Raw genomic sequence first — 24,464 nt, 5'->3', positions numbered from 1 at the left:
ATCAGGTCATAAACACCCAGTAAACCAGCCCCGCTACAACGAAGCGATAAATAGCGAAAGGAACAAACGAAATACGTTTGATCACTGCCAGGAAGGTTTTAATGGCGATTAGCGCGACGATGAAAGCAGTAATGAAACCGACGGCAAACATCGGCAAATCTGACCAGCTCAGGATCGAATGATTCTTGTAAAGATCAAGCGCGCTGGCGCCTAACATCATCGGCACAGCCAGCAGGAAAGAGTATTCTGAAGCGGCATATCGGCTGACACCGACGAGTAATCCACCACCAATAGTTGCACCGGAGCGAGAAAAACCAGGCCACAGCGCCAGACACTGCAAACAACCAATCAAGAATGCCTGCAAATAGGTAATATCATCAACACCTACTGCCTTGGGGAATTTCGGCTTTATCCATTCGGCAATTAAAATATAAATACCGCCGACTACCAATGCATACATGACATATTTAGGTTCAAATAGACCTTTGATGTCATGACTAAACAGCAGGCCAATAACTACCGCTGGCAGCATGCCAAGAATAATATGCAGCAGGGTTAAATGACCTTTACCAATGCCTTCGTGTTCGACTTTTTTGCCAAAATGAATGCCTATCAAGCCAAATAAGCGACGCCAGAACATTACAACAACGGCAAGTATGGAACCTAACTGGATGATAACCTCGAAAACTTTCGATTTATCATCTGTGTACCCCATCAGATTACCTGCGATAATTAAGTGCCCGGTAGATGACACCGGCAAGAATTCCGTCAAGCCTTCAACAATACCTAAAATCAGCGCAATTAATAGCTGATGACCTTCAGTTACCATAATATCCCTGCCCCAAATAGAGTGTTCACTTAAAAGCGCAATATGCTCTAACGTCTTAAGGCAAAATTAAGAATTTGCCTACTCTTACTCAAAAAAGACTAATTAATATGATATTAGTAATACATTATTATGACAGCAGTTTTTCAATTATGACTATTTGAATTTAATAATAGTTAAAATTATTGAGTCCTCGTGCCGCGTTCGATAATAACGCCGACATTTGCCGCATGTGCAATGGCACCTGGCTTACTGAGCTTGATCCTCACCCATGGAGTATTAAATCGCGACATCAGCAGGCTGGCGACCTCTTCGGCGACACGTTCAACCAGCGCAAAACTTTGTGAGGTCACGTGCTGGATAACGACGTCACTGACATCTGCATAGCTCAGGCAGTCGTTTACATCATCACTTTTCGCCGATTTACGATTATCCCAGGCAAGCTCAATATCAAACACCAGCTTCTGCTGAATGGTTTGTTCCCACTCAAAAGCGCCTATGGTGGTGATTACATTTAGTTGTTCAATAAATACGATATCCATCACACGATTCTCTGTTTTTGGCCCCGCCAGATTAACCCAAAGGTATACCACTTCCAGCTGAAAGTGCGTATTATCCATGGAAGTAGTGTTTTACACGACCCCCTAATAGACGGAATTGCTTTTATGAGTGCAACCGCGCTTGGAATGATTATTCTCGCCTACCTTTGCGGCTCAATTTCCAGCGCTATTCTGGTCTGTCGCCTGGCGAGATTACCCGACCCCCGAACCCAAGGCTCCGGCAATCCCGGCGCAACCAATGTACTGCGTTTTGGTGGGAAAGCCGCCGCCGCATCGGTTCTGGTATTTGATGTTTTAAAAGGTATGCTGCCTGTATGGCTTGCCTATAAGCTACATGTCAGCCCAATGTATCTTGGCTTGACCGCCATCGCTGCCTGCCTTGGACATATTTACCCGGTATTTTTCCGTTTCCAGGGAGGCAAAGGCGTTGCTACCGCGTTAGGTGCCATCGCTCCTATCGGCTGGGACCTTACCGGCCTGGTGATGGGTACCTGGCTATTAACGGTTCTTTTGAGCGGTTACTCTTCACTGGGCGCAATTGTCAGCGCGCTAATCGCACCGTTTTATGTCTGGTGGTTCAAACCACAGTTTACTTTCCCGGTTGCCATGCTTTCCTGCCTGATATTGCTACGTCATCACGATAATATTCAGCGATTGTGGCGTGGGCAAGAAACCAAAATCTGGACTCGACTCAAGCAAAAGCGCAACGATAAAAAGGCGGCGCAGCAAGTCAAAGACGGCAAATAACAGACATAAAAAAACGACCTCAAAAGGGTCGTTTTTATTTGCTTGCTATAATAGTTTTTTAGAATCCAGCCCGCTTTTAGAATCCAACTTGCTGTTAGAACTCAACATGCTTTTAGAATCCAGCCTGTGTGAGACGTTGCGCGACAAGGCACCAGAAGCTGAGAAAACGCAGCATACATTAGTATGTGAGTATTTCGAAGCGACGCAGTAACGCCGTCATAGCTCGTCTCATACCGGCGTTGTGATATACAAACGCAGTCGTAGCTCACCTCACACGGGCGCGAGCTCGTCCAACGGCCAACGTGGACGAACCGAAATGCCGAGATCCGCTGTTGCGCCCGTTTTCAAACGAACCATTCCAGCATAGGCAATCATGGCACCATTATCGGTACAAAATTCCGGACGCGCATAAAACACTTCGCCACCGCGCTTGCTCATTACTTCTGCCAGTTTGCTGCGCAACGTGCGATTAGCGCTTACGCCGCCTGCCATCACTAGACGTTTAAAACCGGTCTGATCCAGCGCACGTTTACATTTAATGGCCAACGTATCAACAACCGCATCTTCAAAGGCTCGCGCAATATCAGCATGAGTTTGCGGGTCGCTATCATTGCCGCGCACAGTGTTGGCGGCAAAGGTTTTCAGGCCCGAAAAACTGAAATCCAGGCCCGGACGATCGGTCATAGGACGCGGGAAAGTAAAACGCCCTGCAACTCCCTGCTGAGCCATTTTGGAGAGCATCGGCCCGCCAGGATAATCAAGACCCAGCAGTTTTGCTGTTTTATCAAAGGCTTCACCCGCAGCGTCATCCACAGACTCGCCGAGCAGGGTGTATTCACCAATGCCGGTCACGCTGATAAGCTGGGTATGACCACCAGAAACCAGCAGCGCGACGAAAGGAAAATCAGGCGGATTATCTTCCAGCATTGGCGCTAAAAGATGACCTTCCATGTGATGGACGGGAACAGCGGGCACGTTCCAGGCGAATGCCAGCGAGCGGCCAATAGTGGCGCCGACTAATAATGCACCCACCAGCCCCGGACCGGCGGTATAAGCCACGCCATCAATGTCTCGAGCAGTCAGATTCGCCTCTTTCAGCGCTTCCTGAATCAGCGGCAGCGTTTTACGCACGTGGTCACGTGAGGCCAGTTCTGGCACCACACCGCCGTAGTCAGCGTGCACTTTTACCTGACTATACAGTTGGTTAGCCAACAACCCCTTTTCGGTGTCGTAAATTGCAATCCCGGTTTCATCGCAGGACGTTTCTATACCTAGTACTCGCATCACTCTTTCCATCATGTTTTGGCGCCAACTCGCGGCGCGTAGTCTAGCATACAACCTGTCAACGGTAATGCCTGGTCAATGGCGAAGCGGGTGTTAAACAGCCACAATTGCCAGTTTTATGTGCAAAACAATGATTAATATCGAGCAATTCAAGTTGATTGGTATATAATCGCCGGCCGACGCAAAAGCGAACGCACAGTCCCCCGTAATGAGGATTGTAAAACGCCCGTTTCAATTTGCCATTGGGCTTTACAAGGCCAGGCAAAGTGGAGTAAAATTCCGCACCATTTTGAAATGAGCTGGCACAACGCTAGCGAACAAACCGATTTTATCGAGGTGAGAGGCACATGCCTGTAATTAAAGTACGTGAAAACGAGCCGTTCGACGTAGCTCTGCGTCGCTTCAAGCGTTCCTGCGAAAAAGCAGGTGTTCTAGCCGAAGTTCGTCGTCGCGAATTCTATGAAAAACCGACTACCGAACGTAAACGCGCTAAAGCATCTGCTGTAAAACGCCACGCCAAGAAACTGGCTCGCGAAAACGCACGTCGCACTCGTCTGTATTAATTCTTCGGGGGCAACCCCACCCGCGTGATACTGTTTTTTAAAACGCGCAGACCGAGTAGTTGCATACGAAGGCCGTGCTTTCCGAAAGGAATGCGCGGCTTGTTCTCGTTTATAGGCTACCCCCGATAGCTTCAGTAATGCCGCTAATGCTGCAAAACTAAAGATGAAGGGTAAGTGAGTAAGGGGCTTATGGCTGGGAGAATTCCGCGCGTATTTATCAATGACTTGCTGGCTCGCACCGACATCGTCGACTTAATCGATGCTCGTGTGAAGTTAAAAAAGCAAGGCAAGAATTATCACGCGTGCTGCCCATTTCACCATGAGAAAACACCCTCATTCACCGTAAACAGCGATAAGCAGTTTTATCATTGTTTCGGCTGTGGAGCACACGGCAACGCCGTCGACTTCCTGATGAACTACGATCGGCTCGAATTTGTCGAATGCATCGAGGAACTGGCTACCATGCAAGGTTTGGAAGTGCCGTATGAAGTTGGCACCGGCCCGACCCCTATGGAACGCCACCAGCGTCAAAGTCTTTACCAGCTAATGGAACCGCTCAGCGAGTTCTACAAGCAGTCACTTAAGCAGCCTGCCGGTGCACCCGCTCGCGAGTATCTTACGCAGCGCGGTTTAAGCGACGACGTTATCAACCATTTTGCCATTGGTTTCGCCCCTGCGGGCTGGGACAACGCGTTAAAACGCTTTGGCAAATCCGCCGACGACAGAAGCTCTCTGACTGACGCAGGTATGTTGATCACCAATGAACAAGGGCGGAGTTACGACCGTTTTCGCGAACGTGTCATGTTCCCAATCCGTGATAAACGCGGCCGGGTCATTGCGTTTGGTGGGCGAGTACTGGGCGACGCATTACCCAAATATCTCAACTCCCCAGAAACAGAAATTTTCCACAAGGGCCGCCAGCTTTACGGTCTTTATGAAGCACAGGTGAATCACCCAACACCCGCCCGACTTCTGGTGGTTGAAGGCTATATGGACGTCGTTGCGCTGGCGCAATTCGGCGTAGATTACGCCGTCGCCTCGCTGGGAACCTCAACTACGGCTGAACATATTCAGCTGTTGTTCCGCGCGACTGACACCGTGATTTGCTGTTATGACGGCGACCGGGCAGGCAGAGAAGCCGCCTGGCGCGCGCTGGAAACCGCCCTGCCTTATTTGCAGGATGGCCGTCAGCTACGTTTTATGTTTTTACCCGACGGCGAAGACCCCGATACGCTGGTGCGTAAAGAGGGTAAAGAGGCGTTTGAACAACGGATGGAAGAGGCGCATTCAATCTCGACTTTCCTGTTTGACACTCTGATGCCGCAGGTCGATTTAACCAGTCCCGAAGGACGCACTAAACTGAGCATGCTCGCGCTACCGCTGGTGAGCCAGGTTCCAGGCGAGACGCTGCGGCTGTATTTGCGTCAGCAGTTAGGCAACAAGCTTGGGATATTAGATGATAGTCAGCTGGAAAAACTGATGCCGAAGCCGGCGGAAAGTGCAAATAGCTACCAGGCTCCACAGCTAAAACGCACAACCATGCGTATACTGATAGGATTACTGGTACAAAATCCACAACTGGCTACACTTATACCCTCGTTGCAAGGTTTAGAGCAATCAAAACTTCCGGGGTTAGATCTGCTAAAAGAGCTCGCTGACATCTGTAATGCTCAGCCAGGCCTGAAAACTGGCCAGTTGCTGGAGATGTATCGCGATAATAAATTCGGCCCACAGCTTGAAATCCTGGCAATGTGGGACGATATAGCAGATAGGGACATTGCAGAAAAAACATTCCTGGACGCGCTGGATCATTTATTTGACTCGGCATTGGTGCAAAGACTGGAAACATTGATCGCCCGCTCACGAACCGAAGGCTTGAGTGCCGAGGAACGGGAAGAAGTCCGAGCCATTACCGAAGCGCGCAGAAAGCGCTAGAACACAAATTTATACGTTGAGTACCTTTTATTAAAGCTACTTGACGCTACGCAAAGTCATTGAAGTTACAGCAAGGCGGCGAGCGAATGAACCTCTGGAAGCTTACATTAAGTAAGTGACCCGAGTGAATGAACGAAGCTAACAAGGCTGTAGCTTCAAGGACGAAGCGTCACGCAAAGTCATTGAAGTTACAGCAAGGCGGCGAGCGAATGAACCTCTGGGAGCTTACATTAAGTAAGTGACCGGAGTGAATGAACGAAGCCAACAAAGCTGTAGCTTCAAGGACAAAGCGTACAGAACATAACGGCTTAAGTGCCGCAAAATAGCGGGATGCTACCCCGCAAAATGCCGCCATAGTGGGCCGCGGCGAAATCAAATACGCCCCAAATGTTATAGTTGGCGGTTTCGCCGACCGACACCAACCCAATACTCTGAAGTGTGGATACCGTCTTATGGAGCAAAACCCGCAGTCACAGCTTAAGCTACTTGTCACCCGTGGTAAGGAGCAAGGCTATTTGACCTTTGCTGAGGTCAATGACCATCTGCCGGAAGATATCGTCGACTCCGACCAGATCGAAGACATCATCCAGATGATCAACGACATGGGTATACAGGTTCTTGAAGAAGCGCCTGATGCCGATGATTTGATGCTGGCCGAAAATAGACCTGATACCGACGAAGATGCAGCAGAAGCCGCAGCGCAGGTGCTCTCAAGCGTAGAATCTGAAATCGGCCGTACCACCGATCCTGTCCGCATGTATATGCGTGAAATGGGTACCGTAGAACTCTTGACCCGTGAAGGCGAAATCGACATCGCCAAACGTATCGAAGACGGTATCAACCAGGTTCAGTGCTCGGTTGCCGAATATCCTGAAGCTATCACCTATTTGTTAGAGCAATATGACCGTGTTGAAGCAGGCGAAGCTCGTCTGTCAGATTTGATTACCGGTTTTGTTGATCCTAACGCAGAAGAAGAAATTGCACCGACCGCGACTCACGTTGGTTCAGAGTTGTCTAACGAAGAATTAGACGATTCAGACGACGATGAAGACGAAGACGACGATGCCGAAGACGACAACAGCATCGACCCTGAGTTGGCGCGTCAGAAATTTACCGAACTGCGTGAGCAGCACGAAGCGACCCGTTCAGTCATCAAGAAAAACGGCCGCAGCCACAAGAGTTCTGCTGAAGAGATCCTGAAACTGTCTGAAGTTTTCAAACAGTTCCGTCTGGTGCCTAAGCAGTTCGACTTCCTGGTTAACAGCATGCGCTCCATGATGGACCGCGTTCGTGCTCAGGAACGTCTGATCATGAAGCTGTGTGTTGAACAGTGCAAAATGCCGAAGAAAAACTTCGTCAACCTGTTCGCCGGCAACGAAACCAATCAAACCTGGTTCGAAGCGGCACTGGCAATGGCTAAGCCATGGTCTGAAAAACTGAAAGAAGTGACTGAAGATGTACAGCGCGGGCTGCAAAAGCTGCGCCAGATCGAAGAAGAAACCGGTCTGACCATCGAACAGGTTAAAGATATCAACCGTCGCATGTCGATCGGTGAAGCGAAAGCGCGTCGCGCGAAGAAAGAGATGGTGGAAGCCAACTTGCGTCTGGTTATTTCGATCGCCAAGAAATACACCAACCGCGGCTTGCAGTTCCTCGATCTGATTCAGGAAGGTAACATCGGCCTGATGAAAGCTGTTGATAAGTTTGAATATCGCCGTGGTTATAAGTTCTCGACTTATGCGACCTGGTGGATCCGTCAGGCTATCACCCGTTCTATCGCCGACCAGGCGCGTACCATCCGTATCCCGGTACATATGATTGAGACGATCAACAAACTCAACCGTATCTCCCGTCAGATGCTGCAAGAGATGGGCCGCGAGCCAACGCCTGAAGAACTGGCCGAGCGTATGCTGATGCCAGAAGACAAAATCCGTAAAGTGCTGAAGATCGCCAAAGAGCCTATCTCCATGGAAACGCCAATCGGCGACGATGAAGATTCGCATCTGGGTGATTTTATTGAGGATACTACCCTCGAGCTGCCACTGGATTCTGCCACTTCCGAGAGCCTGCGTTCTGCAACACACGACGTACTGGCTGGTCTGACCGCTCGTGAAGCGAAAGTTCTGCGTATGCGTTTTGGTATCGATATGAACACTGACCACACGCTGGAAGAAGTGGGCAAACAGTTTGACGTTACCCGTGAGCGTATCCGTCAGATCGAAGCGAAAGCGTTGCGTAAACTGCGCCACCCAAGCCGTTCTGAAGTACTGCGTAGCTTCCTCGACGATTAATCGATAAGCGATAATGGTTAGTTGAAAACAAAAGCCCCGTCTGGTTATCCCGACGGGGCTTTTTTATGAGCCTCGATCTTAATTCAGCAGGCCAATCTTTTGGCAAGATAGAAAGTGCTGGCTAAATCAGGCCCCAAAATTCGGGTAAATTATTGAATGAGGCTGCCCAATTTAGTTTTAAATTACCAAATAAAGCCCTGCAAAGCCGGTGAGCACTATTTTAGCGCGTCGTATAACTCTTGATAGCTATTTACCAGTGCATCTAATGTCGCGCGATTGAGACCACTTGGATTAGGCAATACCCATACTTGCGTTTCGCCAAGCGTAACAGGTTGCAAACCCCACTCAACCTTGCGAATACCAAACGCACTACTAAATGCCTGCTTGCCCAGCACTGCCAATGCCCGAGGTTGATACTGCATGACCTTGTCTTTCAACGCTTCACCGCCATTGCGCAGCTCGTTGCGCGCCAATTCAGTGGCCTCGACCGTTGGCCGCTCGACCAGCATAGTGATCCCGCAGCCGGTATCCAGCAGATGCTGCTCTTCTTCTGGTTTTAAGAGGCGTTCAGTGAAACCTGCCTGATGAATGACTTTCCAGAAGCGATTGTTAGAGTTAGCAAAATGGAAGCCATGGTGCGCGGTGGAGAGGCCAGGATTGATACCGCAGAAAAGTACGCGAAGATTGTGGTCAATGATGTCTGTGATCATGTTAAGCCTTTAGTAAATTTTAATGTTGCTATCCTAAAAACTCGCAGCAATAACAACAAGCTAAAAGTTGTACATTAATCAGGCATACGGTTGTTTGAGGTGTAGACCTGGAGCAACTAACTGCCGTATAATCTCGCCCCGCGGCCCCTTAGCTCAGTTGGTTAGAGCACGCGACTCATAATCGCTTGGTCACTGGTTCAAGTCCAGTAGGGGCCACCAAATTTTAGCTGTTAAATCAGCATATTAAGCCACTTTCCGAAGTGGCTTTTTTATTGCCTAAGTTTCAAATGGCCACTTAGTGGCGATAGTGAATCTTCATCCACTTTCACGTTGTCAAAAAACCCGCTTTCGCTTCTCTAATAAAATTGTGAGTTTCGTTTTATGCATCAGGGAAAATTTGACGATATTGTTTTGGTTCAAAGATCCTCGTTATACCTCGGTCCAAATAAATAATCAGCCGCCGGTAAAGTGTTCTCGAAGTCTGCAAAAGCGAAAAAATAGGATCTAGCGTGGTGCTAACTTTGGATAAATATCCCCCAAAACCTTCACATGAGTATTTTCTACTTCCCATTGAGCTTCTTTATCAAAATGTACATTTTTAAGCGTAACGCTGAGAGGATGAGCGGGATCATAGCCTCGCATGATCAAGACCCCCGATCCGCCACGGATATTGGCGAGGGTTATATTTTGGAATTGAGGAATTAAATTACCTTTAGCAGCGGGATCATAACGGGTATCGAAATTGATCGGCCAGCGGTTGTGGTGCAATGTAATATTCTCGAAGTCGATATTGTTTACCAATCCTCCCCGGCTGACATCGCTTTTAATCCGCAGGCCAGAAGTAGTCCCGTCCAACGTTAATCCATTAACTAATACATCACTTACTCCGGCTGATGTTTCACTGCCAATCGACATACCATGCCCAGCAAAAAAGTGATTGTCGATAATAGAAATAAAACGGCTGCCGCCTCCACTTCCCGCTTTGATCGCTACATCATCATCCCCTGTACTGATGATGCTGTGTGCGATGGTGACGTCTGTCGCAGCGCCTGGATCAATACCGTCGGTATTTCTCGCCGTGGCAGGCGCGTTGATAGTCACCCCCCAAACTGTAATACCCTCGACGTGGTTCATAGCCATGTGAAAATTAGGGGAGTTCACCAGTCTGATACGATAGAAAACCAAATTTCTGGCGTGTTCAATTTCGATAAGTCGCGGAGTATTCTGTCGGCGATGCTCCTTCTGCGCACGTCGAGCAAGCTGCCACCAAGACTCATTTCGGCCTTTCATAAGTTGACCGCCGCGCCCGTCTATCTCGCCATCGCCAGTAATTCCACCGCCATTATTGCCCTCAAAGGTGATGAATGGCCGACAACCATCTCCGCGGCCAGCTAGTGTTCCGCACAGGCCCTGGCCCCTGTCGTAGGAATGGGGATCGTTCGAGGCCGCCAGGACTGCACCGCTGTCGATCCATAAAGAAACACCAGAACGGATAACTAGTGGCCCACTGATGAAATCTCCCTTGCTAAAACGCACCGCAGCACCTGAGGGGCAGTGGTCAATAGCGGCCTGAATCCTTTGCTGATCGGCGTTTTTATCTTTCATCGGCAACAGTGTTGCGCACACGATTTTAGGCAACTCTGGCTCTAAAACCTTTCTCCTGTCGGCAGCGTGCACGTTGGCAATCAGTAAAAGGCCGATTAGTATAAAAAGAATAGGAGGGAAAACAGTGAGGTCAAAAGCCCGTTTCATAGCTCGTTGCCTTTAAAAAGTCGTCTCTCAGCATGCGGCAAAAAACCGCAACACTAATTAAACACATTTTAAGTAAATCAACACATTCATGCGGTATAAGATAAAAGATTAGGAATCTACTTCAGAGAACAGAGGAACGGATATGCTTGGAAAATGGGTATTCATCGTTTTAGCAGCCGCAGCAATTCTGATTTTCATTAACTGGCAGAAGATTGTCCCTATCGTTGAGCCCTTACTACGGTAATCCGCACCCAATAAAAAAGCCGGACCTGAATCAGGACCGGCTTTGCATAAAACAAGCAGCAGAAGTATTAACTTTTGGTATTAATAAGCGCCATCGCGTTTGAATACTACACCGACAGTTTTGAAAAGAATTGCGATATCATTCCACATTGACCAGTTTTTCACATACCAGGCATCAAAATAGACGCGAGTTTCATAGTCAACGTCACTTCGGCCGCTGACCTGCCAAAGGCCAGTCATTCCAGGCTTGCTTAACAGATAATAATCAACCTGGTCGCGATAACGTTCTAGCTCGGCATGAATAATTGGACGTGGACCTACCAGGCTCATCTCCCCTTTCAACACGTTAAACAGCTGAGGAAGTTCATCCAGACTGGTGCGGCGCAACAGGCTACCAATTTTGGTCACGCGCGGATCGTTTTTAAGCTTAAACGTCTCCTCCCATTCGGCTCGAGCTTCAGCATCTGTTTCCAATAGCTCAGCCAATAATTCTTTTGAATTAATCGCCATGGAGCGGAATTTTAAACACTTAAATGGAATGCCACTCTTGCCGATACGTTCATGGCCATAAAATACGTATATCACCTCCATTATTTTCATCTGTAACTATAAATGCATGCGTTTTACGATGCTATTATCACGCCTCTTGCCATTGGCGTGAATAATCGAATATCTTAATCGAATATCTTTTGACGAAGGCAAGCCCCATCCTAATTAACCATACTGCATACTAATGACTAATGAAGGAATACCCATAATCTAATCTTTGCTTAAAGTAATTCAATATTATTGTGACTAAAATTGAAGTGTATTTCGCCTGCCGTCAGATACGATAAAAGAGCAAAGATTATAAAGTCTGATAAAGACAAGACAAAAATATCATAAATTTACAACACAATTGATCATGTAAAAAATTAAAAGTAAAAAGGGAGAAGGGATGTAATAATAAAAATGCATAAGCTGGAGCTTTCTAATTCGACCCCATATTTAGCACACCCCTCTCTACTTCTGAAACCAATAACTGAAGCATTTACTTTCGGATGTCCAAACTAAACTAATTACATAAATGTTAAAGCAGTGTTTGAAAAGTATAAAAATATAATCCACTCAGTAAATTTTAAAACTACGTTAGTAACAATTCATTACACTTAAAATAAAAAATTAGCACTTAGGAGTTTATATTCTGAATTATTTTTTTGTATACATCTTAAAGTAAGCATTAATTTTATATAGGTCCGCTCATTTTCTGAGTATTTTATCGTACTTACTCTCTCATTGTAGGAAAATTATCATGCACAACACCCGATTTAACAGGCTTGCCCCACCCACTGTCTTTACAATCCCTGAAATGAAATAAATAAAGATTACAGAATGCTAGCTGAATGGAACATTCAACTTAATTATGAGGCATTGGAAATTTGAAGAAAAATTTTGATTATTAGTTTAACCTTAACTGATTCCATTAAATTTCTGCTTTGAAAGAAAGTGCTTTATAATCTGATGGTTGAAATCGTAAAGGTATTTAATAATCCATAATCGCTAATATTTAATGTATTAAAATTTTGGTTTACTTGTCACTTGATGCGGCTATTTTTGTAAATAACTCAAACCTAAATTGTATTAATAAGCAGCTTTATGAATAAATCCTTTAAAAATCGTAAGAAATATAATTTTCAAATCTAAAGCCAAGCTCCAATTATGAATATATTCCAAATCATAATCGACTCTTTTCTCCATTTTTTCCAATGTATCGGTTTCACCGCGCCAGCCGTTAATTTGTGCCCATCCAGTAATACCTGGTTTCATCTTGTGACGTAGCATGTAACCGCGAATCTTCTTACGATACTGCTCATTGTGAGCAACAGCATGAGGTCGAGGCCCAACGATAGACATATCTCCTTTTATCACATTGATAAATTGAGGCAATTCATCAAGTGAGGTTTTTCGTAAAAAGCTCCCTAATTTGGTAATACGTACATCACCTTTGGTAGCCTGAATAACATTATCTCCGTTCTCCATCACGACCATACTTCTAAATTTCCATACAGCAATCCCTTTCCCATCAATGCCATAACGCTGCTGTTTAAATATTATTGGCCCTGGCGAGGTCATTTTAACTAGAAGTGCAATTACAACTAACACAGGTGATATAAATGTCAGTATCATAATTGAGATAATTATGTCTTCTAAACGTTTAACCAACTTATTCACACCAATCATAGGCGTATCAAAAAGAGAAACTACTGGTACACCATTAATTTCTTCTGTTCTTGAATGCAGCAGATTAAATGTAAAGATATCGGGTATCAATACGACCGAACAGGTTGAATCAGATAATTCATCGACAACTTCTTTAATGGTTTTTTCTTGAGTCATAGGCAGGGCGATATAAACCCTGTCAATTTTCCCCATTCTAACGTCAAGAATCAGATCATTATAATTCCCGCATTTAGGAATTTTAGTATCTAAAGGCACATTTTCCTCATCATATATGCCTAATACTTTAAAGCCCATCCAGTGGGCATCTCGTAATGATTCTGCAAGTTTTACACCTGCTGGTAATGAACCCATGATAGCCACATTTCGAGTGTTATATCCCTTGTTACGCAGATAACCAATAGCAAATCTTATAATCAATCTAGAAATTATAAAACCTAAACAAACTATTAAAAACCAGGAACTGCACACATAAATATTCTCATTGACTATGTTGACAAGCGATAACACTCCAAAAGTGATTAGCACTGTTAACACCCAACTTTGCAACACAACTCTCAACTCGAATGTAATTCTGACACCACGCCATGATCGATAAAAATCTGTAAAACCACCTATCATTTGAAATACGATAATTGATGCCAAAACCATAATAATATCTTGCGGCATGAATTTTTCATGGAATAGAATTCGCGTAATATACAACCCTGAAAATATTGTAATAATGTCTGAAAGTCTTTGTATGAGAGATGTGACAGTTGCACTGTAGTGAAACGTTTTTTCACGAAAACTCGTCATGTTTTTTGCCTGTCTGCGAATATGGATACCATGTGCCCATAAAGTGTGATAAGTCAGATCCCAGTCATAAATACAAAACTAGTCTGTGTTATCTTTTCAATCCAATTGATCGAAGTTTTCCCAACCTATCGAGTTCATGGGGCAGTTATAAATTTCAGTACTATAAGATGAAAGTGAGAAAAATAATGCGAAGCATTCATAAGTTAAATAATATCAGACAACCCTCCTTATAAGTAAAGAGCATCTCATTATCTATTTTTTTGGGGAATTTAATATCAAAAATTACTTAGTACGAAAATCCTAGATCAGCAACTACTCAATATTAATAAATTGAAACTCTAACAAATTAAGAATCTATTTCCTTGAAAAAAATATAGGCTAGGATTTTGTCTAAAATTTATAATTTTGCAATTTTTTGTATTTTAAATAATCACATGATAATGCACATTGAGACAACGGACTTATATTAAATATTTAAAAAAATTAATAGCAGGCCGTTGTAATTCAATCGTAAAAATTAATAATATCTTTTATTTTTAACTACTTAACCGCCTAACTTTTTGGACCAACTTAGGCAGGCTTTATCAATTAACTGGTAAACATGTTCAAAAGCCTCACGACTTTTACGATAAGGATCAGGTATCTCTTTTTTTTCTAGCCAGTGGCCTAAAAGCAGAGTTTTACCTCTAGCTTCTATTGCCTGACGTGTCACCTGCTCAATATGTGGCTGCTCCATCACTAAAATTAAATCATACTGACGCGCTAAAGCGGCATTGAACTGCCGCCCTTTATGATCTTCCAGTGAAAGTCCGTGTTTTTCTGCGGTAAATGATGCATCCTGATCGGCCTCATGGTCGACCAAAGCTCCAACACCCGCCGAATCGATCTTCATGTCCGGTAATAACTGGCGCAGTCTTCTTTCAGCAGTAGGAGAACGACAGATATTACCTGTACATACGATTAGCACCGAATTAAACATAAATTATGCCCAGTTGCTTATATTGATTACTGATTCCAATCTCTGATATAACGCATTGACTCGATCTGCAGATTTGCACCGGTAATAGTTGGGACCAACTGTGAAATCACACGGTTCCAACGGTTCAGTGGTGTACTAGTCACATAAACGATATCGTATGGTTGAAGCTGGAACTGTGATGCCATAACCATCGCGGTAGCATCCTTAGCATTGAGCTGATAAATATTGGCTATATGGCCCTGTTTATCCCCACCTTTTATCTGGCGGATAACAAAGACACCGGTAGCATCAGAGCTAATTTGATTAATACCTTCAGCGTTTCCTAATGCCTCAGCAAGTGTCATGCCACTACTGTCGATTTTTTGAGTATTCTGTTTAACAACTTCACCCATAACAAAGACTTTCTGGCTATCATTACGCGGCACATAAAGTATGTCGTCAGGGTAAAGCAAATGGTTTTGGGTCAGGTCGCCTTTCTGCAGTAATGCGGAGAGATCGATATTTTGATCTTTGCCGTTATGCGTCAATATAGCATTACGCCAGTCGGCATCAGCCAGCAATCCACCCGCATCATTTATTGCATCAACCACCGTCAACGGTATGTTCGAAATTGGCAACTGACCAGATTTTGTCACCTCACCTGAAATATAGGCTTTCTGCGAACGGAAAGCGGCAACACTAACGTCAACCTGCGGGCTTTGAATATAAGTCACAAGGCGCTTGGCGACTTCTTGACGAACTTCATCAATAGTTTTACCCACTACGTAAACACTACCAATGTAAGGATAGAAGATATTACCGTCTGCACCGACCCAGTTACCGCTTTCGGCAGCGCTGCGATAAGTGCCCGCGGGAGTAGTTAGCTCGGGGTGATCCCACACAGTAATATTCAAAACATCACCAACACCGATACGATATTGATAACGGCTCAGCAATGCATCTAATTCAGGGTTCGGTCTTGCCACGACAGGCGCTGCACGCAACTTGGCTACCAGTTGCGGTGTCATCGGATAGACATTAATTTTGGAATCCCAGTCTGTTCCGCTGTCAGGTTGCTTAACCTCATTTTTGCCAAGAGTGCTTAAACCCTGACCAGGAATTATCGTACAACCACTGAGAAGTCCTATAAAAACAGCCATCGCTGTCAACTTGAATGCATATTTTTTTGTCATTGAAATTTGTTCAAAGTTAGAGTCAAGTTACGGAAAGGACGCGCTATCACCCATATCCCCTATTTTATTGCCCGACCACGTTACATAACCAGGTAGCTTAGAGGTCTAAAGGTAAATCCAATTTAGCACTGGCCCCAACAATATTACTGTTACTTTTTTCTTCATCGGGTTACCACTGTCGCAGGTTGATTGGCTTACAGCAAGATATAGCTCTATTCAACCAAGCCATGATGCCTTCAGCTTGATTGCCTCATCAAGTCGATAACTTTGACGATAATAACTATTATGATAAATAAGGACAACGCAGCCGTAATTACAAATCTGAAAACTAGTCGTCTCAAAGTAAAAGATAGCTGATCTTTTTTTGACTTCCCACTCTGATCAGCTTCTCACCGATAACACTGATAATCCGTTGCAGGATAATAATGCAGGCGGCTAACCAGGGAAAATTTGTGCGCGAATCATTGATGTGTTGCAGCGATCGGATTGCTGAGGCGCTACCTGTCAACAAGAAGGCAAGGCTGCATATCTCAGAAAAAAGAGTTTTTGAAGGAGCTCGTTTTATCGCCGCTGTTTTTGCCATCAGGTTGCTCTCTTTCCTTTAATGCAGATAAAAGATAGGGCAATTTACGCTGAGTCATTCATCCCGGTCGTCTAAATGGCTAACAAATAGCTCAACGTTTGAAACTTGTAGGTGTCATCGAACTAAATCTTTGCACACGGCCAAGCTGAGACAAAAGAAATCCTGACAATGATAATGCCACAGGCGGGTGATGAGACTACAGATTTTTCAACATACAGTTTTTATTGACGCGTTTTATAAGCACGCTACCGCCATGGCTTAGCAGCAACCATAGCACTGTGGGCTCCTTGCCCGTCAATCGTAGGATAATTGTTCTGGCAATAGAGTAATAAACCAACAAATATCCTAATTTATAGTGTGGTATCGGCCTAAAAAAATCCCTTTTGGCATGAGCCACTATCCTGACCTCTTAACAAACAGCAACACTCGCGAAGAAATCGAAGAAAACAGAAAGACCCATTTTTGATACAATGACTTACTTGCCTATCAGAATATAATGAAACTATCTGAAAATGACATAATTTTTGCCGCAAGCTACGCAAAAACTCTTTCGAGCCCTACATTTCAGACTAGACAATTGTTATCTATTGTCCAAGCACACTCAGTTAACCAAGTTTTAGGATTTTTAACGATAGGATTAAACCGGATTTTCTTATCATCATAAATTTATTATGAAATAACATGATCATCCATTAGCATCAGCCGACAGAAAAACACATTAGCATAAGTAAAATTTAACAGTAAAACGATGTCTATATAACGCGATAATACGCAAGATGTCCTGGATGCCATTAAAAAGGCAGCTCGGTTTGATAGGCAAGCGCAGTCTGATCCGATTTGGAAAAATTATGCCCTTCAAGAGTCAATAAAAAGGCTTTTGCCTCAAGACCACCAGCAAAACCAGTCAATGATCCGCAAGCACCAATCACTCGATGGCAGGGGGCAATAATAGAAATCGGATTCCGGCCGTTGGCAGCCCCCACGGCGCGAACTGACTTGGGATTGCCCAGGGAAAAGGCAATTTGACCGTAACTGCGGGTTTCACCATAAGGAATGTCTAGCAGGGCTTGCCAGACCTGCTTTTGAAATTCAGTGCCTTGAAAATCCAGATCCAGCTGAAACTGAGTCCGAGTTCCGGAAAAATATTCGTTCAGCTGATTTTCGGTTTCAAGCAATATTGGATGGGAGCTGTCTTCTGTTAACACACCAAGCCGGACGCGATTTTTTCGCTCATGTTCCCAAAGCACGGCGGCAAGAGCATTTCCTCGGGCTATCAAAGTTAGCATCCCGACAGGAGACGGCATCAGTTTGAATGTGCATTCCATTTATTCACGTCCTTAAGGCAGCCTGGTCACTTCCCTCAGTATAAGGATTATAGAATGGTGGGGAAACACCCAGGCTGGTGAAGATTACGCAATACTATAATTTAGCCTTGTACTCATAGCCTATTTTTAATAATCCAAAACTATTTCTCGCACCCAATTTTTGCATAACGTTTCTTTTATGCGTTTGTACCGTTTTATAGCTGACGCCAAGATACTCTGATATTTCAATCGGCGTATTGTTATTCAATAATAATGACATCACCCTCAGCTCGCTTGAGGTTAAAGACAGCTGATTATTATCAGCATTAACAACAGCAAGTAAGTTAGAGCTACAGTAATAATCACCCGAAATGCCTTTATCGATAGCGTGCTGAATAGAAGCAATGTCATCTTTTTTAGATATAAGAACGCGGGCCTTACACTTCATTAACTCTTTGATAAGAAAAATATTATCAACATCCGTACAAATAATCAGTGTTACACGATTCCAATGGTGTGCATTGCGTCGTATAAAGTCTATACCATCCATGGGAAATAAATTCGTATCGTATATTTCCATAATGACAATATCGATCATTTCTGCATCAAGCATAGACTGTAGCGGAGGATAACCTTTTAGCGCGCCTCTGATTTTTACATCTTCAGGAATGAGCGTTCTAATAGCCATACAGGTAAAGGAATGCGGTTCCATTAAGACCAAGTTTTTCATAGTTCCCTTAAATATAAAGAGTCATCCTAACGGCCCTTAAAAATATAATTTTAGGCGCACATCATGAATAGGCTTAATTCATTAAATTTGAATTAAGACGTAAACACCCGAAAAAAAGCGCTTATAGCCATTTTTTATATCGACTTTTAATATTTATCAAAACTTCCATCTGGCACTTTAAATCCCGCAGCCAGATATTGCTTAAATTTCATGCAAAAATAGTGACTAAATCCATAAGGTATGACTAGGATTTTTCTTAGTAATTGCGTTGCAACCTAAAACCACTCAAAAAAAACTTATGCTTTATAGTTATAAATTAGTCAAATCCCTTGAATTTGAGACCTAATCGGCTCCATTTCATAAATTTACTTACTCATTCACAAATCTTTGGCCTAAAGAGAATCCAAACTACTGCCACCGATGTTGAGAAAATTCTTAGGCTATCACCCGTAATCAGTTTGACCAACTCAGTTAAATTTTCGTTAAAAAAGTATAAGGTGCATTTTTTAATAACTTTTAGACGATTTATGTCGGTTATTATTCCAGATTGTTTTTTGCACAATTCTAAAAACAGATGATATAATGTGACCTGAATCACACTTTGACACCATTTAACTTTTCCAAACTTCTACCATTACCTATTTAAATTCATGGCTTTGCCATGGAATTATGCCGTTTAGTAAGCGTAAAAGATTGATTGCACTAAGGAATGAGAACCGATGAATACCCTGACTACTGGTTTCATGATGATGCGCTGGGAATTACTGAGCGCCTTTATGATGTTTTTCGCCAGCCAACTCAATGTAGTTTGCCGTCAAACCAGTAAGAATACCCTGGCATTTGTATGCAGTGGCCTTGGCCTGTCGATGACGTTCTGGTTTGTCATGGGATTAATGGGTATGAACTTGAGTATTGAAGCGATGACGCATTTCTGGTTGGCCTCGAAAGACGTATTTATCGATGTGATGAGTAAAACGCCAACCAATTGGCCGATGCCATAACGCAAACCTCTGACGCGTCACTTAGCTATTCCCGCTATTGCCAGACTATTGCGGTATCAAAACACTCGACTGAATGTGTGATACCGTGATTAATCCTATGCTTATCCAATATATACATTGCCATTCCCCCAGCTCCCTATTAAATTCTTCTTCTAATTACCATAAAAAATCTTTCTAAGTTTGCCTGCAATAATTGAGTATTTTTGTCGGTAGGCCGGTGTTTAGATCTAGGATATTTAATGAAAAAGCATTATTTACTCAGTGCAGCATTTTTGATGTTTAGCTCGCCGCTCTATGCTCAAAATATTTCATCAACACCCGCCTCTGCCAATATTCCCCAATTACAGGTGAAACAGCGAGACGCCTTTATCTCCAGTCTGATGAATAAAATGACATTGGACGAAAAGATCGGCCAGCTTAATCTGGTCAGCGTCGGGCCGGATAATCCAAAACAACAGATTATGGCTGACATTCGCGCCGATAAAGTGGGCGGAGTGTTCAACACGGTAACGAAACCCGATATTCGCGCCATGCAGGATCAGGTGCAGTATAGCCGCCTGAAGATCCCACCGTTTTACGCCTATGATGTTGTCCATGGCCAGCGTACCGTGTTCCCCATCAGTTTGGGATTGGCCGCCAGCTGGGATATTAATGCAGTAGCCCTAAGTGCCCGCATCTCGGCAGAAGAAACTGCTGCGGACGGACTCAACATGACTTTCTCACCCATGGTGGATATCACCCGCGATCCCCGCTGGGGCCGCGTGTCGGAAGGTTTTGGCGAAGACACTTATCTGACCTCACTCATGGCTGCCGTTACGGTAAAAGGCTATCAGGGCAATGACCCTTCGGCTCCTGACAACATCATGGCTAACGTTAAACATTACGCCCTGTATGGTGCAGTGGAAGGCGGTCGTGAATACAACACTGTCGATATGAGCCTGTCGCGCATGTTTAACGACTATATGCCGCCTTATAAAGCCGCGCTTGATGCCGGAGCAGGCGGGGTGATGGTCGCTCTGAATTCGGTCAACGGCGTTCCGGCAACCTCCAATACCTGGCTGTTGAAGGATATTTTGCGCGACCAGTGGAAATTCCACGGACTGACAGTCAGCGATCACGGAGCGATTGGCGGGCTGGTTAAACATGGAGTAGCCGAAAACGATCGTCAGGCCGCTGCCATGGCGCTGAAAGCCGGGGTGGATATGGATATGGCCGACAACATGTACGGCAAATATCTTAAAGGGCTCCTCAAGGATGGATTAGTTTCTCGGCAGGATATCGACCGCGCAGTGCGTGATGTATTAACTGCCAAGTGGGATATGGGCCTGTTTGCCGATGCTTATCGCCATCTCGGCCCGGCCTCGAGTGACCCTGCCAATACCAACGCCGAAAGCCGTCTGCATCGTACACAGGCGCGGGAAGTGGCTCGCACCACGCTGGTATTGTTGAAAAACGACAATCACATTTTACCGCTACAAAAGAAAGGCACTATTGCGCTGATTGGCCCACTGGCAGACAGCCAGCGCGACATGATGGGGAGTTGGTCGGCTGCAGGCGTTGCAAAACAGTCGGTTACCGTGCTGAAAGGTATGCAGGATGCACTCGGCAATAAAGCCACCTTGCTGTACGCTCGCGGCTCGAATATTACCAATGACAAAGCGATTTACGATTTCCTGAACTCTTATGACAAAGCGGTCGTCAACGATCCTCGCACGCCACAGCAGATGATTGACGAAGCGGTGAAAACCGCTGACCAGGCCGATGTCATCGTCGCGGTTGTTGGTGAATCTCAGGGCATGTCCAGCGAAGCCTCAAGCCGCACCAATATCGATATTCCGCAAGCACAGCAGGCGCTAATCAAAGCTCTGAAAGCCACCGGTAAGCCGCTGGTGCTGGTGCTGATGAACGGACGCCCGTTGACCCTGAGCTGGGAAAACGACATCTCCAACGCAATGCTGGAAACCTGGTATAGCGGCACAGAAGGCGGCCACGCCATCGCCGATGTGTTGTTTGGCGATTACAATCCTTCGGGCAAGCTACCGATGACTTTCCCGCGCGATGTCGGCCAAATCCCTATCTATAACAGTGAACTCAACACTGGCCGTCCGTTCAATCCGCAAAAACCGGACAAGTACACCTCACGTTATTTTGATACCGCCTACGGCCCGCTATTCCCGTTTGGCTATGGCCTGAGTTATACCGATTTCTCCGTTTCTGATGTCAGCCTGTCCTCCACCACCCTCTCGCGTACCGGCGATATCAAGGCCAGCGTGATGGTGAAAAACACCGGTAAGGTTGCCGGTGCGACTATCGTTCAGTTTTATACCCAAGATGTGACGGCCTCTCTCAGCCGCCCGATTAAAGAGCTGAAAGGTTTCGAGAAAGTCTATCTGCAACCTGGTGAAGAAAAGCGCGTAACCTTTACTCTGCAAGAGAAGGATCTGCGTTTCTTCGACAATCAGCTTAAATGGGCGTCGCAGGCCGGTAAATTTAATGTATTCATCGGACTGGACTCATTGAATGTCAAAGAAAGCAGCTTCCTGCTGCTTTAATGGCCTCCAGCCTCTCAAGCCACCCGTGTTTGAGAGGCCCCCTTTAACAGAATAATTTATGATAGCTGTCACATCCGCAGCGGCCTGTGTTTGAAAGCCACCGCGATGGCGATAGAGTTAACTTCATCTCATCCGACCACTTGGTGATAACTGAGTCTGCGGATCTTTTTGATGGAGTACGTCATGCATAATCAATCCGTCCCCTATCCTCATTTACTGGCTCCTCTCGACCTAGGTTTTACTCAATTAAAAAATCGAGTATTGATGGGGTCAATGCATACCGGACTGGAAGAGCTAAGCGACGGCCCACAGCGCCTGGCCGCTTTCTATGCCGAGCGTGCCGCGGCTGGCGTGGGCCTCATCGTCACCGGCGGCATAGCCCCGAATGAACAGGGTGTGGTCTATCGTGGAGGGTCAGTACTCAATCAGCCAGCGCAAATTGCCCATCATCTGGTGGTCACCGAGGCGGTTCACGCCGCTGGAGGCAAAATCGCGCTGCAAATCCTGCATGCTGGCCGTTACAGCTACCAGCCCGATCCCGTGGCCCCTTCCGCTCTCCAGGCACCGATCAATCGCTTTACTCCCCACGCGCTAAGTGAAAACGAAGTCGAACATACGCTAAATGACTTTGCAGAATGCGCACGCCTCGCGCAATTAGCGGACTATGACGGTGTTGAAATCATGGGATCGGAAGGCTATCTGATTAATGAATTTTTAACCGAACGCACCAACCAGCGCGACGATCAATGGGGAGGCAGCCGCGAGAATCGAATGCGATTTGCGATTGAGGCAGTGCGTCGGGTGCGCCAGGCATGCGGAGCCCACTTTATCATTATTTACCGCCTGTCGATGCTCGACCTGGTTGAACAGGGAAGCAGCTGGCAGGAAACACGACTGTTAGCACAGGCTATTGAAAAAGCAGGCGCGACATTAATCAATACTGGCATCGGCTGGCACGAAGCACGGATCCCGACCATCGCGACCCGGGTTCCTCGCGCGGCTTTCGCCTGGGTCACCAAACGGCTAATGGGCAGTGTGAATATTCCGCTGATTACCACCAATCGGATTAACGATCCGCAGGTAGCTGAAGATTTGCTGGCCGCAGGTTACGCCGACATGGTGTCGATGGCGCGCCCTTTCCTTGCCGATCCAGCCTTTGTGCAAAAGTCCGCCGAGGGACGCGCGGATGAAATTAACACCTGTATCGGCTGTAATCAGGCCTGTCTTGATCAGATATTTGCCGGTGAATTAACCTCTTGCCTGGTCAACCCTCGCGCCTGTCGCGAAACCGAGCTGCCAATTTATCCTACCCGGCAACCCAAAGTTCTAGCGGTGGTCGGCGCTGGTCCTGCCGGTCTGGCATTTGCAACTACCGCAGCATTGCGCGGTCATCGGGTGACACTGTTTGATGCCCAGCCGGAGATCGGCGGGCAGTTCAATATTGCTAAACAGATCCCCGGCAAGGAGGAGTTTTATCAAACGTTGCGCTATTTCTCACGCCAGCTTGCTCTGCTTGACGTGCAGCTAAAACTTGGCGAGCAAGTCGATACCGAGGCGCTGAAAGAGTATGACGAGGTGATCCTCGCCTGCGGAATTTTGCCGCGCCTGCCGGAAATCGAAGGCATCAATCACCCCTGCGTTCTGACCTATCTTGATGTATTGAGAGATAAAAAACCGGTCGGACAGCGAGTCGCCATTATCGGCGCAGGCGGTATTGGCTTTGATACTGCGGAGTATCTCAGCCACGTTGAACCTGCGGCAAGTCTGAACATCGCCGCGTTTAATCAGGAATGGGGCATTGATGAGGATTATCGCCAGCGTGGTGGCCTTGCAGCTCAAGGGGCTGTGCCTCAGCCATCGCCAAGGCAAATCACTTTATTACAGCGCAAGAGCAGCAAAGTCGGGGCGGGTTTAGGCAAAACCACGGGTTGGATACATCGAGCAAGCCTGCTGGCAAGAGGTGTGCAGATGCAAAATGGCGTGAGCTATGAGCGCATTGACGATCGTGGTTTACATATTAACGTTGGCGGCGAAAGCCACTGTCTCGACGTGGATAACGTCATTATTTGTGCCGGGCAAGAATCTCGGCGCAGTCTGTTTGAACCATTGATGCAACAGGGAAAAATCGTCCATTTGATTGGTGGGGCAGATATTGCTGTGGAATTGGATGCCCGTCGCGCAATCGATCAGGGCACCCGTCTGGCGCTGACTATTTAG

General features: G+C 45.8%; 18 protein-coding genes, 1 tRNA gene and 1 pseudogene. 9 read left to right on the top strand and 11 right to left on the bottom strand.

Translation table 11 applies throughout. The features are described 5' to 3' along the window. Window position 1 precedes the first annotated feature (1 nt). The gene (gene bacA / locus AB3G37_RS03190) at window positions 2–829 is read right to left on the bottom strand and encodes an undecaprenyl-diphosphate phosphatase (RefSeq protein ID WP_369789683.1); all 828 of its coding nucleotides are present in this window, start codon (window positions 827–829) and stop codon (window positions 2–4) included. A gap of 179 nt (window positions 830–1,008) precedes the next feature. After that, window positions 1,009–1,368 carry a bifunctional dihydroneopterin aldolase/7,8-dihydroneopterin epimerase gene (gene folB / locus AB3G37_RS03185; protein ID WP_009638511.1) on the bottom strand — a complete coding sequence of 120 codons (360 nt, stop codon included), beginning with the start codon at window positions 1,366–1,368 and terminating at the stop codon, window positions 1,009–1,011. A 123-nt stretch (window positions 1,369–1,491) separates the two neighbouring features. Between folB and plsY the strand changes: the two genes are divergently transcribed. Further along, window positions 1,492–2,133, top strand: a complete 642-nt coding sequence (plsY, locus tag AB3G37_RS03180) for a glycerol-3-phosphate 1-O-acyltransferase PlsY (RefSeq protein ID WP_009638510.1) — start codon at window positions 1,492–1,494, stop codon at window positions 2,131–2,133. Window positions 2,134–2,403: 270 nt separating this feature from the next. Here plsY and tsaD read toward each other — a convergent pair whose 3' ends face one another. Beyond that, complete coding sequence (tsaD, locus tag AB3G37_RS03175) at window positions 2,404–3,417, bottom strand: tRNA (adenosine(37)-N6)-threonylcarbamoyltransferase complex transferase subunit TsaD (protein ID WP_009638509.1); 1,014 nt, start codon at window positions 3,415–3,417, stop codon at window positions 2,404–2,406. A 347-nt stretch (window positions 3,418–3,764) separates the two neighbouring features. On the opposite strand from tsaD, the gene rpsU reads away from it, so the two are divergent. From rpsU to rpoD, 3 genes are all read left to right on the top strand, one after another. Next, window positions 3,765–3,980: a 30S ribosomal protein S21 gene (gene rpsU / locus AB3G37_RS03170; RefSeq protein WP_001144069.1), complete on the top strand. Its 216-nt coding sequence runs from the start codon at window positions 3,765–3,767 to the stop codon at window positions 3,978–3,980. A 189-nt stretch (window positions 3,981–4,169) separates the two neighbouring features. Further along, on the top strand, window positions 4,170–5,915 hold the full coding sequence (dnaG, locus tag AB3G37_RS03165; RefSeq protein WP_369789682.1) for a DNA primase: 1,746 nt from the start codon (window positions 4,170–4,172) through the stop codon (window positions 5,913–5,915). Window positions 5,916–6,367: 452 nt separating this feature from the next. Beyond that, a complete protein-coding gene (rpoD, locus tag AB3G37_RS03160; protein ID WP_009638507.1) occupies window positions 6,368–8,206 on the top strand; it encodes an RNA polymerase sigma factor RpoD in 1,839 nt (612 codons plus the stop codon). A 215-nt stretch (window positions 8,207–8,421) separates the two neighbouring features. Here rpoD and mug read toward each other — a convergent pair whose 3' ends face one another. Next, window positions 8,422–8,916 (bottom strand): G/U mismatch-specific DNA glycosylase, encoded by a 495-nt coding sequence (gene mug, locus AB3G37_RS03155; protein ID WP_369789681.1) that lies wholly within the window; start codon window positions 8,914–8,916, stop codon window positions 8,422–8,424. Window positions 8,917–9,058: 142 nt separating this feature from the next. On the opposite strand from mug, the gene AB3G37_RS03150 reads away from it, so the two are divergent. Then, window positions 9,059–9,135: transfer RNA gene (locus AB3G37_RS03150), tRNA-Ile, on the top strand. A gap of 285 nt (window positions 9,136–9,420) precedes the next feature. On the opposite strand, the gene AB3G37_RS03145 is transcribed toward AB3G37_RS03150, so the two are convergent. From AB3G37_RS03145 to AB3G37_RS03125, 5 genes and pseudogenes are all read right to left on the bottom strand, one after another. Then, the gene (locus AB3G37_RS03145) at window positions 9,421–10,668 is read right to left on the bottom strand and encodes a glycoside hydrolase family 28 protein (protein WP_369789680.1); all 1,248 of its coding nucleotides are present in this window, start codon (window positions 10,666–10,668) and stop codon (window positions 9,421–9,423) included. Between the two features lie 324 nt (window positions 10,669–10,992). Then, window positions 10,993–11,481 (bottom strand): annotated as a pseudogene (locus tag AB3G37_RS03140) (sugar transferase); the annotation flags it as partial. A gap of 1,050 nt (window positions 11,482–12,531) precedes the next feature. Further along, window positions 12,532–13,926 carry an undecaprenyl-phosphate glucose phosphotransferase gene (gene wcaJ, locus AB3G37_RS03135; RefSeq protein WP_369789679.1) on the bottom strand — a complete coding sequence of 465 codons (1,395 nt, stop codon included), beginning with the start codon at window positions 13,924–13,926 and terminating at the stop codon, window positions 12,532–12,534. Between the two features lie 544 nt (window positions 13,927–14,470). After that, window positions 14,471–14,905 (bottom strand): protein tyrosine phosphatase, encoded by a 435-nt coding sequence (locus AB3G37_RS03130; RefSeq protein ID WP_369789678.1) that lies wholly within the window; start codon window positions 14,903–14,905, stop codon window positions 14,471–14,473. Window positions 14,906–14,931: 26 nt separating this feature from the next. Continuing rightward, window positions 14,932–16,077 carry a polysaccharide export protein gene (locus AB3G37_RS03125; protein WP_369789677.1) on the bottom strand — a complete coding sequence of 382 codons (1,146 nt, stop codon included), beginning with the start codon at window positions 16,075–16,077 and terminating at the stop codon, window positions 14,932–14,934. A gap of 425 nt (window positions 16,078–16,502) precedes the next feature. Between AB3G37_RS03125 and AB3G37_RS03120 the strand changes: the two genes are divergently transcribed. Next, the gene (locus tag AB3G37_RS03120) at window positions 16,503–16,682 is read left to right on the top strand and encodes a hypothetical protein (protein WP_369789676.1); all 180 of its coding nucleotides are present in this window, start codon (window positions 16,503–16,505) and stop codon (window positions 16,680–16,682) included. 769 nt (window positions 16,683–17,451) lie between these two features. On the opposite strand, the gene AB3G37_RS03115 is transcribed toward AB3G37_RS03120, so the two are convergent. Continuing rightward, window positions 17,452–17,985: a methylated-DNA--[protein]-cysteine S-methyltransferase gene (locus AB3G37_RS03115; protein WP_369789675.1), complete on the bottom strand. Its 534-nt coding sequence runs from the start codon at window positions 17,983–17,985 to the stop codon at window positions 17,452–17,454. 94 nt (window positions 17,986–18,079) lie between these two features. After that, window positions 18,080–18,694 (bottom strand): DNA-binding response regulator, encoded by a 615-nt coding sequence (locus tag AB3G37_RS03110; RefSeq protein ID WP_369789674.1) that lies wholly within the window; start codon window positions 18,692–18,694, stop codon window positions 18,080–18,082. Window positions 18,695–19,413: 719 nt separating this feature from the next. On the opposite strand from AB3G37_RS03110, the gene AB3G37_RS03105 reads away from it, so the two are divergent. The 3 genes from AB3G37_RS03105 to AB3G37_RS03095 all read left to right on the top strand — a co-directional run bounded on the left by AB3G37_RS03105 (window position 19,414) and on the right by AB3G37_RS03095 (window position 24,464). Continuing rightward, complete coding sequence (locus AB3G37_RS03105) at window positions 19,414–19,695, top strand: YjcB family protein (RefSeq protein WP_009638497.1); 282 nt, start codon at window positions 19,414–19,416, stop codon at window positions 19,693–19,695. 239 nt (window positions 19,696–19,934) lie between these two features. After that, on the top strand, window positions 19,935–22,247 hold the full coding sequence (bglX, locus tag AB3G37_RS03100) for a beta-glucosidase BglX (RefSeq protein WP_369789673.1): 2,313 nt from the start codon (window positions 19,935–19,937) through the stop codon (window positions 22,245–22,247). Between the two features lie 183 nt (window positions 22,248–22,430). Further along, window positions 22,431–24,464: an FAD-dependent oxidoreductase gene (locus AB3G37_RS03095; protein ID WP_369789672.1), complete on the top strand. Its 2,034-nt coding sequence runs from the start codon at window positions 22,431–22,433 to the stop codon at window positions 24,462–24,464.

This window comes from Rouxiella sp. WC2420 (assembly GCF_041200025.1).
Lineage (GTDB): Bacteria > Pseudomonadota > Gammaproteobacteria > Enterobacterales > Enterobacteriaceae > Rouxiella.
This window is presented reverse-complemented; position numbering and strand designations above follow the sequence as displayed.

Coding starts and splice junctions, on each gene's coding strand:
- bacA (WP_369789683.1), bottom strand. CDS start 829: ATGGTAACTGAAGGTCATCAGCTATTAATTGCGCTGATTTTAGGTATT.
- folB (WP_009638511.1), bottom strand. CDS start 1,368: ATGGATATCGTATTTATTGAACAACTAAATGTAATCACCACCATAGGC.
- plsY (WP_009638510.1), top strand. CDS start 1,492: ATGAGTGCAACCGCGCTTGGAATGATTATTCTCGCCTACCTTTGCGGC.
- tsaD (WP_009638509.1), bottom strand. CDS start 3,417: ATGCGAGTACTAGGTATAGAAACGTCCTGCGATGAAACCGGGATTGCA.
- rpsU (WP_001144069.1), top strand. CDS start 3,765: ATGCCTGTAATTAAAGTACGTGAAAACGAGCCGTTCGACGTAGCTCTG.
- dnaG (WP_369789682.1), top strand. CDS start 4,170: ATGGCTGGGAGAATTCCGCGCGTATTTATCAATGACTTGCTGGCTCGC.
- rpoD (WP_009638507.1), top strand. CDS start 6,368: ATGGAGCAAAACCCGCAGTCACAGCTTAAGCTACTTGTCACCCGTGGT.
- mug (WP_369789681.1), bottom strand. CDS start 8,916: ATGATCACAGACATCATTGACCACAATCTTCGCGTACTTTTCTGCGGT.
- AB3G37_RS03145 (WP_369789680.1), bottom strand. CDS start 10,668: ATGAAACGGGCTTTTGACCTCACTGTTTTCCCTCCTATTCTTTTTATA.
- wcaJ (WP_369789679.1), bottom strand. CDS start 13,926: ATGACGAGTTTTCGTGAAAAAACGTTTCACTACAGTGCAACTGTCACA.
- AB3G37_RS03130 (WP_369789678.1), bottom strand. CDS start 14,905: ATGTTTAATTCGGTGCTAATCGTATGTACAGGTAATATCTGTCGTTCT.
- AB3G37_RS03125 (WP_369789677.1), bottom strand. CDS start 16,077: ATGACAAAAAAATATGCATTCAAGTTGACAGCGATGGCTGTTTTTATA.
- AB3G37_RS03120 (WP_369789676.1), top strand. CDS start 16,503: ATGCAGGCGGCTAACCAGGGAAAATTTGTGCGCGAATCATTGATGTGT.
- AB3G37_RS03115 (WP_369789675.1), bottom strand. CDS start 17,985: ATGGAATGCACATTCAAACTGATGCCGTCTCCTGTCGGGATGCTAACT.
- AB3G37_RS03110 (WP_369789674.1), bottom strand. CDS start 18,694: ATGAAAAACTTGGTCTTAATGGAACCGCATTCCTTTACCTGTATGGCT.
- AB3G37_RS03105 (WP_009638497.1), top strand. CDS start 19,414: ATGAATACCCTGACTACTGGTTTCATGATGATGCGCTGGGAATTACTG.
- bglX (WP_369789673.1), top strand. CDS start 19,935: ATGAAAAAGCATTATTTACTCAGTGCAGCATTTTTGATGTTTAGCTCG.
- AB3G37_RS03095 (WP_369789672.1), top strand. CDS start 22,431: ATGCATAATCAATCCGTCCCCTATCCTCATTTACTGGCTCCTCTCGAC.